This is a genomic window from Halalkalibacter sp. HAAS-P014, assembly GCF_056619965.1.
Map to the genome: position 1 here is coordinate 19838 of NZ_JBWQTV010000021.1, position 12403 is coordinate 32240.

At 39.1% G+C, this 12403-nt stretch carries 7 protein-coding genes, 1 pseudogene and 1 riboswitch; all 8 genes and pseudogenes read left to right on the forward strand.

Features of this window, described 5'->3' with window-relative positions; translation table 11 throughout:
* Nucleotides 1-163 precede the first annotated feature (163 nt).
* Nucleotides 164-1900, forward strand: coding sequence for an adenine deaminase (gene ade / locus AC1FXZ_RS16750; protein ID WP_480055723.1), 1737 nt, complete (start codon nucleotides 164-166; stop codon nucleotides 1898-1900).
* Nucleotides 1901-2054: 154 nt separating this feature from the next.
* Entirely contained in the window at nucleotides 2055-2996 is a 942-nt protein-coding gene (locus AC1FXZ_RS16755; protein WP_480055725.1) for an alpha/beta hydrolase, read from the forward strand.
* Between the two features lie 41 nt (nucleotides 2997-3037).
* Nucleotides 3038-3323 (forward strand): annotated as a pseudogene (locus AC1FXZ_RS16760) (YbjQ family protein).
* A gap of 258 nt (nucleotides 3324-3581) precedes the next feature.
* Complete coding sequence (locus AC1FXZ_RS16765) at nucleotides 3582-5123, forward strand: glycine betaine uptake BCCT transporter (RefSeq protein WP_480055727.1); 1542 nt, start codon at nucleotides 3582-3584, stop codon at nucleotides 5121-5123.
* A 163-nt stretch (nucleotides 5124-5286) separates the two neighbouring features.
* Nucleotides 5287-5486, forward strand: a riboswitch (cobalamin riboswitch).
* A gap of 149 nt (nucleotides 5487-5635) precedes the next feature.
* Nucleotides 5636-7906: a ribonucleoside-diphosphate reductase subunit alpha gene (locus AC1FXZ_RS16770; protein ID WP_480055729.1), complete on the forward strand. Its 2271-nt coding sequence runs from the start codon at nucleotides 5636-5638 to the stop codon at nucleotides 7904-7906.
* A gap of 32 nt (nucleotides 7907-7938) precedes the next feature.
* The gene (locus AC1FXZ_RS16775) at nucleotides 7939-8976 is read left to right on the forward strand and encodes a ribonucleotide-diphosphate reductase subunit beta (protein WP_480055731.1); all 1038 of its coding nucleotides are present in this window, start codon (nucleotides 7939-7941) and stop codon (nucleotides 8974-8976) included.
* 445 nt (nucleotides 8977-9421) lie between these two features.
* Nucleotides 9422-10117 (forward strand): heptaprenylglyceryl phosphate synthase, encoded by a 696-nt coding sequence (gene pcrB, locus AC1FXZ_RS16780; RefSeq protein ID WP_480055733.1) that lies wholly within the window; start codon nucleotides 9422-9424, stop codon nucleotides 10115-10117.
* A 76-nt stretch (nucleotides 10118-10193) separates the two neighbouring features.
* Nucleotides 10194-12401, forward strand: a complete 2208-nt coding sequence (gene pcrA / locus AC1FXZ_RS16785; protein ID WP_480056064.1) for a DNA helicase PcrA — start codon at nucleotides 10194-10196, stop codon at nucleotides 12399-12401.
* Nucleotides 12402-12403 lie beyond the last annotated feature (2 nt).

The following is a 12403-nucleotide window of genomic DNA, read 5'->3' on the forward strand; positions in this document are numbered from 1 at the left end:
TTTATTATCTTTTAATAGTTAATAAGAGAGAGGAGGCCAATAGAGTGGTAGTGATTGATTATTCTGTATAGTTAAACTGTAAGAAAATCTTGCTGAAAATGTGTATTTTAAGGCATTTCGTACTACAATAGATGGAATATTAGGTAGAACGAGGTGTGAGGACATGAGTCTAAAAATGAAAAAAAAGCTAGCTGTAGCAACGAAAAAAGAAAAAGCAGAGATTGTAGTGAAGAATGCAGTTATTGTAGATGTGTTTACTTTAACGACATACAAAGCTGATGTTGCTATAGAAGGTGGGCTTATAGTAGGAATTGGAGACTATGAAGGAAAGAAAGTAATAGATGCAAAAGGGGCTTATATGACTCCAACGTTCATTGATGGTCATGTTCATATTGAATCGGCGATGGTACCTCCAGAAGAATTTACAAAGATTGTTGTTCCCCGTGGAGTAACAACAATTATGGCTGATCCACATGAAATTGCGAATGTTGGAGGGAAAGAAGCTGTTACATATATGATAGCTGCAGCTAAAGATCTTCCTCTCGATATTAAAATTATGGTTCCTTCTTGTGTACCTGCGACTAAGTTTGAGAATAATGGGGCGATTTTAACATCAGAAGATATAAATGATCTCTTTGATAATTCTGGGGCATTTGGGCTCGCTGAAGTGATGGACTACCCAGCCGTTTTTTCAGGTGACGAGGAGATGATGGAAAAATTAACTGCTGCAAAAAAACGTGGCAAGGTGATTGATGGGCATGCTGCAGGGCTAGATAATATTGGACTCAATGCATACCGAGTAGCGGGGATTCGAAACGATCATGAGGCTGTTACCGCAGAAGAGGCACTGGCTAGAATACGTAGTGGAATGTATTTATTAATGCGAGAAGGAACAGCAGCAAAGGATGTAGAGGCGTTGCTTCCAATATTAACGCCACAGAATGCAAGAAGGTGTGTGTTTGCAACGGATGATAAACATTTAGACGATCTTGTAAATGAAGGGTCTATTGATGCAAGTATAAGGAAAGCCATTCAATTAGGAGTCGATCCTCTTCAAGCCATTCAAATGGCTAGTTTAAACGCAGCAGAATGTTTTGGACTTGAAGAAAAAGGGGCAATCGCTCCCGGATATGAAGCAAGTTTTCTATTTATTCGTGACCTAGAGACGTTAGACATTGAAGAAGTATATATAAAAGGAGAACGCGTTGCCCAAAACGGTCAAATGACAATTTCCGTCCGTGATGCGATTCAACCACCAGCTTACCTTTTAAAAAGTGTGAATCTAAAGCCATTTACAAAAGAAAGTTTAGACTTGAAATTATCTACTACAAAGGCACATGTGATTGGTGTAACGCCTGGATCAATTGTAACCGATCATGTAATAGAGGAAGTAGATGTGACTGAGAGTGGCCTATTTTCTCCTTCGGTAAAAAACAATCAATTAAAGTTAGTAGTTGCTGAACGGCACCGTGAACTTGGGCATGTTGGCGTTGGGATTGTAAAAGGAATACCAATTAAAGACGGGGCTATCGTTGCAACCGTAGCCCATGATTCCCATAATATCGTTGCCTGTGGAACAGATGATGAAAGCATTAGAACGGCCGTTGAACAAGTAACAAAGCATGAAGGGGGCATTGCTGTTGTTAGAGGGCAGGAAATCTTAGCTGAGTTGCCACTTCCTTTAGCTGGCTTAATGTCGCTTAAGCCTTATGAGGAGATAAATCAATCATTGCAATTGTTAGAGGAAGCATTAAAGGTTATAGGGTTTGATGAAGAGTGGAATCCATTTTTAACATTATCCTTTCTAGCTTTGCCAGTAATTCCATCACTGAAATTAACTGATACAGGTTTGTTCGATGTAGAGCTTTTTACGCATATTGATGCTTCTGTGAAAGATTGATCTATAATTGATACTGGGGCTAGCTCATAATAAGAGAGAGCTCCAGTTTGCTACGTCTTGAATAATCTAACAATTCGGATAATAAAATATGAAAAGCCTCCATTAAATGATAAGTTCATTTGAATATCCCTAAGACAGGAAAGGGAGTGGTCTGATGACAGAAAAAGAAATTCAGTTTGGTAAACGTCGCCACCTATTCGGAACATTAGCATATCCAGAAACTTCACCAGTAGCATTACCAGCCGTTTTAATTTTAGCTGGTTCCGGTCCGCTGGATCGAAATGGAAATGGTAAGAAAAAGGGGCAATCGCTACATTTATACGATCAATTAGCTGAATTCTTAACCGATAATGGATTTGTAACACTGCGTTATGATAAAAGAGGTGTAGGAAAAAGCGCTGGAGACTTTATGAAAGTAGGGTTTTGGGATCTTATTAGCGATGCGAAAGATGCTCTTCACCTTTTAAAAGAACAGTCAATTGTTAATTCTGAAAAAGTCTTCTTATTGGGTCATAGCGAGGGCTGTTTACTAGCACCAGAAGTTGCAAAAGATCAAGAGTTAGCCGGAATTCTCTTTGTTGCTGGTGCTGCTCAGTCATTGGCTGAAGCCCAAAACTACCAACGAGAACAAATCGCTAAATCATTTCAAGAAATGAAGGGTCTAAAAGGAGGGCTTATTAGCTTACTTAAACTCTCCGATAAGGTGAAAAAACAAGGTCCGAAGTTTGATCAGAAGGTCACAGCATCCACAAAAGATGTGATTCGCCATCAAGGAGCTAAAATTAATGCAAAATGGTTTCGAGAACATTACCAACATAATGTCTATAAGGCATTAGCTGAGATTGGTTGTCCGGTCCTTGCAGTAACAGGCTCAAAAGATGTTCAGGCGACTCCAAACAGAGTTTTTGAAGTGGCAAATTACACAAATGTAGAGGTTGAAACTCAGATTATTGAAGGGATGAACCACATGCTTAGACATCAGGAGGAAGCTGCGAATATTCTCAAATTGAAAAAGGCTTATAAGAACATCGGAGAAAAGCCTCTTTCACCAAAGTTACTGGCTGTAGTCAAGCAATGGCTGGATCGCCATGTCTGAGGCTTTTAGAGTGTAGAAAAGAGAAAAGGAGGGAATTGATTATGATGATTGTGACTACTGAACAAGTTCCAGGGTATGACGTAACGGATGTAAAAGGCTATGTAAAAGGAAGTACGATTCAAACAAAACATATAGGCCGAGAAGATAAAAGGGTATAACGAAATGATGACAGATGCCCGTAAATTGGCGATACAACGTATGGTAAAAGAAGCAGAAGAAAAAGGAGCCAATGCTATTATTGGCATGAGAATGCAAACATCGACGGTTATGGCGAATGCGGCTGAAATTATTTCATATGGTACTGCTGTTGTCATTGAAAAGAAATAACATCATAGATAAAGGAAAGGTGTTTGACAAGGTATAAAGCCTTAGTTAGACATCTTTTTTTTATGCGAATTTGGTGGGAAATGTAGAAAAATGTCCCATTCACCCGTAATCTTGCCCATTTTATAGGCTGACAATTGATCAACTTAAGATATAAAGAAAGATTGCTGAAAATACGAGTAAATCGCTTTTAAGATTTTTTTATAATTGTGATTTAATAAATATGTACTAATTTTAAGCCCAAAAACTAAAAAGGAAGTGTTGATTATTTCTGATAAAGGTGAAAGTGATAGGTCTATTTTCAAAGTTTCGGTAGGGATTGCAGTGATTTTTGTGTTGATTGGTGTTCTTATACCAAATCAATTGGGAGCAGCGATGGAGATTGCGCAAGGGTTTGTACTCCAATCATTTGGTTGGTTTTATCAATTGGTTGCAACATTTTTCCTCTTTTTTGCTATTTTTATGATTTTTAGTAAATACGGTAAAATTAAACTTGGGAAGCCAGATTCGAAGCCTGAATATAGCAGACCGGCTTGGATTGCAATGTTATTTTCAGCAGGGATGGGAATTGGACTTTTGTATTATGGAGTGTCAGAACCGACGGCTCACTTTGCAGCTCCACCATCCGGAGAAGGAAGTACGGAACAGTCTGCGATTGTAGGCATGCGTTATACATGGCTTCATTGGGGACTACATGCCTGGGCTATTTATGCAATTGTTGCATTAGCTCTTGCTTATCAAAAATTTAGAAAAGATGCACCGGGTTTAATGAGTGCGACTCTTTATCCTGTACTTGGTGAAAAGGTGAAAGGCCCTATTGGACAAGCAATTGATGTTGTTGCTGTTTTTGCGACGTTATTCGGGGTTGCTGCAAGTTTAGGGTTAGGTTCACAGCAAATAAACGCAGGCCTGGAGTATTTGGTCGGAATTCCAAATAACTTTATGATTCAAATGGTAATTATGGGTATTATAACTGTTCTTTTCATCATTTCAGCGAATACAGGAATTTCAAAAGGGATTAAGTATTTGAGTTTAGCGAATATGTCAATTGCGACGGTTTTATTTTTTGCGATGTTGATTCTTGGCCCTACATTGTTTTTACTGAATATGTTTACGACGAGTTTAGGAAGTTATTTGCAAAATTTAATTCCCATGGGCTTACGTTTGGCACCTTTTGATGCAGATGAAGCAGCATGGACTCAGAACTGGACTGTTTTCTATTGGGCATGGTGGGTCTCTTGGACACCATTTGTGGGGATGTTTATCGCGCGTGTATCAAAAGGTCGAACGATCCGTGAGTTTACTGTAGCCGTTCTTCTTGTTCCGGCAATGGTTTGTGCGGTTTGGTTTACTGTATTTGGTGGTACAGGAATATTTTTAGAGTTTACCCAAGGTTTAAATGTTTCTGGGCAATCACTTGAGACGGCGCTTTTTTATGTTTACCAGCAGTTGCCTCTTGGTGCTATTTTATCGATCCTGACGGTGGCGTTAATTACAACGTTCTTCGTAACATCTGCTGATTCAGCAACCTTTATTTTAGGGATGCAAACAACAGGGGGAAATCTAAACCCATCAAACCGGGTGAAAGTGACATGGGGGTTAATTTTAGTCGCTTCTACGGTAGTTTTAATGGCTTCAGGAGGACTAACGGGATTACAAGCTGCAATTATTGTTAGTGCCTTGCCACTTTCGTTTATTGTTTTGTTGATGTGCTATGGGCTTGTAAAAGAGTTAAATCAAGAATTGAAAGAACAGAGTAATCCGGTAAAGGTGAAAGAAATTAAAAGGAAAAAAGCAAGCTAATAGTTATGAATCTAGTAGGTCTATCGGTTACTTATAATAAGGCATCGATAGATCTATTTTTCTTTTTGAAGAAGAAGAAGGAAGGTTTTCCTTGCAATAGGGTAAATCTTCCTTTAACATATACAATATATCGTATTTAAAAGGTTTGAATACAACTATATATTGATTTTGTGGAATGAACGGTGTCAAATAGACTTAATAGGGAATCTGGTAGAAAGCCAGAACTGCCCCCGCAACTGTAAGTGCCGATGAAATGAGAGGTCCACTGTGCTTTTAAGCTAGCATGAAAAACTAGCTTGCATGGGAAGGCTCAAAGTAGGGTGAAGCACGAGTCAGGAGACCTGCCGTCATTTTTTAGTCAGCTATCTTCGGGGTGTGAGAAGTGAGACGGCAATGAAGCAGGCCAAAGTGCATTTTGGGGGCCATAGTCTTATTTCTTACGCCGTTTTACGCTCTTTCTCATACTAGGAGAAGGGGCGTTTTTTCGTTTACTTTTAAAGGAGGAGAAAGAAATGACACAAGCTAAGGTAAGAAAATCATCAATTGAACAAGTACATAATCAGATTGAGGCATTAATGAGCTTATTTCCTAAGCTGGACTTTGGTGCATATAAGGAGAAAGTTGAACAAACAATTGCAGCCAAAGGGGATATGTCAGCTGATGAGCTAACCAATTTGCTAGTATTGTCTGCGGTGGAGAGAATTTCAGCCGAAGAACCAGATTGGACTTATGCAGCAGCTAATCTTTTTTTAAAACAGCTCTATAAAAAAGCCACGATCTCGAGAAGGTATGATGCTAATTTTCAATATGGATCCTTCTATCAATTAATTCAAGAGTTAACAAACATGGGGATCTATTCGAAGGACATCTTGCAGGAGTATTCGAGAGAGGAATTAGAGGAATTAGAAAAGATAATTGTTCCTGAACGTGACTCGTTGTTTACATACATCGGAATAGTAACACTAGCAGATCGATACTTAGCGAAATCTCATCGTGCGAACGTATATGAACTTCCTCAAGAGCGGTTTTTAATCATTGCCGCTACGTTAATGATGAAAGAACCTAAAGAAAAACGTTTGGATCTTATTAAAGAAGCCTACTGGGCCATCTCGAATTTATATATGACGGTTGCAACTCCGACATTAGCGAATGCCGGCAAAAGCTATGGTCAGCTCTCAAGCTGCTTTATTGATACGGTAGACGATAGTTTACGAGGTATATATGACAGCAATACTGATATTGCCACACTAAGTAAAAGTGGGGGAGGAATCGGTGCATACTTAGGTAAACTGCGCAGCCGTGGGAGTGATATTAGAGGGTTTAAAGGGGTTTCTTCCGGTGTCATTCCTTGGATGAAACAGCTAAATAACACGGCAGTCAGTGTTGATCAACTAGGACAGAGACAGGGTGCAATCAGTGTTTATTTGGATGTTTGGCATCGCGATATATACAGTTTCTTAGCAGTGAAATTAAATAATGGCGATGAAAGACAGCGTACTCATGATTTGTTTACAGGGGTTTGTATACCAGATTTATTTATGGAAAAAGTAGAGACGCGTGAAGAGTGGTATCTATTTGACCCTCATACCATTCGTCAAACGTTAGGGTTTAGTCTAGAAGATTATTATGATGAGGAAAAAGGATCAGGGAGTTTTCGTAAAAAGTATGAGCAATGTATGGAAGCAGCAAACAATGGATTATTAGGTGAAAAAGGACAAGTATGGGATGTTGTTCCAGCCATTGATATTTTCAAAGAAATTATGAAAAGTCAGCTTGAGACAGGGACGCCGTATATGTTCTATCGAGACACCGTGAACCGGGCTAATGCCAATCGCCACCAAGGTATGGTTTATGGCAGCAATCTGTGCACAGAAATCACCCAAAACATGAAAGCGACTACGGTTAGCGAAGAAAGAACGGAAGATGGAAAAATTATCGTTGAGAAAGAACCCGGAGATTTTGTTGTTTGTAACTTATCTTCAATCAATCTAGCAAAAGCAGTAACAGAAGATGTATTAGAGAGATTGATTCCGATTCAAGTGCGAATGCTTGATAACGTTATTGATTTAAATAATATTCCTGTTCCTCAAGCACAAATAACGAATCAAAAGTACAGGTCAATTGGGTTAGGTACATTTGGATGGCATCACTTACTTGCGTTAAAAGGGGTAAAGTGGGAGTCAGAGGAAGCGATAGAATACGCGAATACGTTATACGAAGAAATTGCTTTTTTAACGATAGGGGCGAGCTGCGAATTAGCAAAGGAAAAAGGGTCATACCCACTTTTTAATGGATCTGATTGGTCAACAGGTGAATATTTTGATAGACGCCAATATAGGAGTCCAAAATGGAATGAACTACGTCAAACTGTGGAGGAAAACGGGATTCGAAATGGGTACTTAATGGCCGTCGCACCGAACTCGACAACAGCAATTATTGCTGGGACGACCGCTTCAATTGACCCGATCTTTAAAAAAGAGTACTCAGAGGAAAAGAAAAATTATAAGATTCCCGTCACAGCACCAGACTTGTCACCGGAAACAACTTGGTATTACAAGTCTGCCTATGAGATCGATCAACTATGGAGCATTAAGCAAAATGAAGCTCGTCAACGCCATGTCGACCAAGCGATTTCCTTTAATGTATATGTGAAAAACACAATAAAAGCGAAAGAATTACTTCATATTCACTTAGAAGCTTGGAGATCAAACTTGAAAACAACTTACTATACTAGATCAACCTCTATGGTTGAAATTGAAGAGTGTGAGAGTTGCTCTTCCTAATAAATTTTTTCTTGATTAAAGGAGGAAAATAAATGACAACATTACAATCACGTAAATTATACGATCCAACAGCGCCAAACGCTTCAACAGGAATTATTAATGGCAGAAGTTCAAATATTTTAAATTGGGATGATGTTCGCTTTAAGTGGGCATATCCAATGTACAAAAATATGCTGGCTAATTTTTGGACTCCGTTTGAGATCAATATGTCTAGTGATATTAAGCAATGGCTTCAGCTTTCGGACGACGAGCGTTATGCATTCAAAAAAATTATTGGATTGCTTGCATTTCTAGATAGTGTGCAAACAGATTATTCCGGAAAGGTTTCTGGGTATGTAACAGATTCTAGCTTAAGTGCCCTTATGCAGGTGCTATCGTTCCAAGAGGTTGTCCACAATCAATCTTATTCTTATGTGTTGTCAAGCCTTGTACCGAAAAAAGAACAGGATGAAATCTTTGAATATTGGAAGCACGATCCTATTTTACGTGAGCGAAACGATTTTATCGCAGAAGGTTACCAAAGGTTTGTGGATGAACCGACACCACAAACCTTTATGGAATCGATCGTCTTTGATGTAATACTAGAAGGGCTCAACTTTTACTCTGGCTTTGCTTTCTTTTACAATTTGGCTCGCAATCAAAAAATGGTCTCAACAAGCACGATGATTAATTATATCAATCGTGATGAACAGTTACATGTCAATTTATTTGCCAACATTTTCAAAGAATTGCTAAATGAAAACCCTGAACTGAATACCCCAGGAACGCACCAGTTTGTGCAAGAAACATTTAAAAAGGGAGCAGAGCTGGAAATTAAGTGGGGGAGATCCATCATTGGTGACAAATTAGAAGGAATTAATATGAATGAACTTGAAAGTTATATAAAATTTATCGCTAATAAACGTGTGAATCAATTAGGGATTGATCGTCCTTTTGAAGGGTATCGTCAAAACCCGATGAAGTGGATTAAAGCTTACGAAGACGTTGACAGTGGAAAGAGTGACTTTTTTGAGCAAAAGTCGAGGCAGTACGTAAAGGTATCTGATGTAAATGGGTTTGATGAACTGTAAGGAACAGCCGTTGTCAGATTAAATAAACGTTTGTTTAAGAAGAGGTTTGGAGGATTATTGCGAGTATAACGGTAACAGCGCACTGGGATTTTGAGTTCCAGTGCGCTTATTTTATTTCACTTGATTCTGGGGATGGTAGCAATTAGGGATTACATGAGACCGTGGAAGGGGCGCAAGAGGAAATAGAGTATCTAAAAGAGAGAGAATGAGACCATGAAACTAGGAAAATCAAAAATAGAGTATCTCAAATAATAAAGCCCCTCCCCCGGCAACTTAAAAACAAAACCACTGTTCAACAAAAGCATACAAAGAACAACGAATTTATTGGAAAAAGGTATTACCGACCTTTTTCCGTAGCCTCGGAGACAACCTCAGTTTTCTTTGATATAATGTCTCTTCAGATAGGTACTTATAATGGAATTATGAATAAGCAGGAGTGATAATGATGCGAGAATATGAAGAGTGGCGACATGTATTTAAACTCGACCCAAACAAAGAGATTTCAGATGAAGATCTAGAAGCGATATGTGAATCCGGAACAGATGGGTTGATTATTGGTGGGACAGATGGTGTGACCCTGGATAATACGCTGCAGCTACTTGCTCGCATCAGGCGCTACACAGTGTCCTGTGCATTAGAGGTATCAAATGTGGAAGCTATCACTCCGGGGTTTGACTATTTCTTCATTCCTTCTGTGTTAAACAGTTCGAAAGTGGAGTGGGTTTCTGGTCATCATCATCAAGCCATTAAAGAATATGGTGCGATTATGAACTGGGATGAAATCGCTGTTGAAGGCTATTGCATTTTAAATCCAGAAGCGAAGGCAGCAATGCTTACTGAAGCAGATACGGACCTTGAAGTAGAAGATATTATTGCTTATGCAAGAATGGCAGAAAAGCTCTATCACTTTCCGATTTTTTATTTAGAATATAGTGGGACATATGGAAGTGCTGATATAGTGAAAAATGTTTCAGCTGTTCTTGAGGATACGAAGTTATTTTATGGAGGCGGAATCCGTGCGGCCAGTGAAGCAAAAGAAATGGCTCATTATGCAGATACCGTTGTTGTTGGCAATATTATATATGAAGATTTGCAAGCAGCTTTAAAAACCGTTGCGGCAGTGAAAGAAATATTGAAATAATCTACAAAGCAAGCTATTATAAAAACAAGAACAAGTGTTTGGTGGTGAGGGTGTGCAAGCGAAAATAATAGAAAAAATGTTGTCAGGTTTAAATCCAGAACAAAGAAAAGCAGTCACTCATACAGAAGGCCCCCTTTTATTAATGGCCGGTGCAGGAAGTGGGAAGACACGCGTGCTTACGCATCGGATTGCTTACTTATTACGAGAAAAAGAAGTGGCTCCATGGAGTGTTCTGGCGATTACATTTACAAACAAAGCTGCACGTGAAATGAAGGATCGTGTCGCAGGGCTTGTTGGACCAGTCGCGGAAGATATTTGGATCTCAACATTTCACTCCATGTGTGTACGTGTTCTTAGAAGAGATATTGACAGAATTGGATACAATCGCAACTTCACGATTTTAGATTCTGGGGATCAACTAACTGTTATTAAGCAGATCCTGAAAAATAAAAATATTGATCCGAAGAAGTTTGAAGCTCGCAGTATCTTAGGAACGATAAGTAGTGCGAAAAATGAGCTAAAAAAACCGGATGTGTTTGCTAAAAGTGCAACAGGGCCTTATGAACAAACGGCTGCTGAAGTATACGTGGAATATCAAAAGCAATTAAAAAAGAATCATGCGCTCGATTTTGATGACCTCATTATGAAGACGATTGAGTTGTTTAAACTTGTTCCAGAAGTATTAGAATTCTATCAACGTAAGTTTCAGTATATTCTTGTAGATGAGTATCAAGATACAAACCGAGCTCAATACATGCTTGTAAATATGTTAGCTGATCGCTTCAAGAACATTTGCGTAGTTGGGGATTCAGACCAGTCAATTTACCGTTGGCGTGGAGCGGATATCGCAAATATCCTTTCGTTTGAGGAAGACTACCCGAATGCAAAAGTGATTCTGCTTGAGCAAAACTACCGTTCAACGAAGACGATTTTACAAGCAGCAAACCGAGTAATTGAAAACAATTCGAACCGAAAACCGAAAAATCTCTGGACTGAAAATGACGCTGGCTGTGGGATTGGTTATTATGCTGCAGATACAGAGCATTCAGAGGCGCAATTTGTCGTTGAGAAAATTAGAGAAGCGATGCAAAAAGATAACTATTCCTACTCTGACATTGCGGTTTTATATCGAACCAATGCTCAGTCCCGTGTGATTGAGGAATTTTTTGTTAAGTCTAATATTGACTATAACATTGTCGGAGGGACAAAGTTCTATGATCGCAAAGAGATTAAAGATGTACTAGCTTATTTACGTCTAATTGCAAACCCCGATGATGATATAAGCCTGCAGCGTATTATCAATGTTCCAAAGCGTGGAATCGGAGCGACAACAGTTGATAAAGTCGGTGCCTATGCGATTGAGCAAGGTCTTTCATTGTTTGCTGCGCTTCAAGAAGTAGAACAAATGGGCATAGCTAGTCGTACAACTACAAAATTAAAAGATTTCTCTGACCAACTTGGTCACTGGGTTCAAATGCAGGAATATTTATCTGTGACTGAGTTAGTAGAAGAATTACTAGATCGGACTGGCTATCGTGAAATGTTGAAAAATGAAAAGTCCATTGAAGCACAAAGCCGTCTTGAGAACATTGATGAATTCCTTACAGTAACAAATGAATTTGAGAAACAGAACGAAGACAAATCGTTAATAGCCTTTTTAACAGATTTAGCGTTAGTTGCTGATATTGATAAGTTAGATGAAGAAAATGAAGGAAAGCCTAAAGATGCAATTACGCTTATGACACTCCACTCGGCAAAAGGCCTTGAGTTTCCACTTGTGTTCTTAATTGGGATGGAAGAAGGAATTTTCCCACACAGTCGCTCTTTATTTGAGGCAGAAGAGATGGAAGAAGAGAGAAGACTTGCTTATGTGGGAATAACTCGAGCAGAAAAGCAACTGTATATAACGAATGCTAGAATGAGAACGTTATATGGACGTACAAATTCAAATCCTCCATCACGTTTCATTGCAGAAATTCCTGAAGAATGCCTAGAGTCGTTAAATGAGGAGAAAAAGACTCCAGACTGGATGAAAACATCACGAGGCACAACAAAAACACCACAACGAACAAGGACAATCGATCGACCAACAGTGACTCAAACTGGGGGAGATAACTATTCTTGGAGCGTTGGTGATAAAGCCGAACACAAGAAATGGGGAGTCGGTACGGTTGTAAGTTTGAAGGGAGAGGGAGAGTCGCTAGAATTAGACATTGCCTTTCCGAATCCAACTGGTGTGAAGAGATTATTTGCGAAATTCGCACCGATTACGAAGCAGCAATAATT

Coding starts and splice junctions, on each gene's coding strand:
- ade (WP_480055723.1), top strand. CDS start 164: ATGAGTCTAAAAATGAAAAAAAAGCTAGCTGTAGCAACGAAAAAAGAA.
- AC1FXZ_RS16755 (WP_480055725.1), top strand. CDS start 2,055: ATGACAGAAAAAGAAATTCAGTTTGGTAAACGTCGCCACCTATTCGGA.
- AC1FXZ_RS16770 (WP_480055729.1), top strand. CDS start 5,636: ATGACACAAGCTAAGGTAAGAAAATCATCAATTGAACAAGTACATAAT.
- AC1FXZ_RS16775 (WP_480055731.1), top strand. CDS start 7,939: ATGACAACATTACAATCACGTAAATTATACGATCCAACAGCGCCAAAC.
- pcrB (WP_480055733.1), top strand. CDS start 9,422: ATGCGAGAATATGAAGAGTGGCGACATGTATTTAAACTCGACCCAAAC.
- pcrA (WP_480056064.1), top strand. CDS start 10,194: ATGTTGTCAGGTTTAAATCCAGAACAAAGAAAAGCAGTCACTCATACA.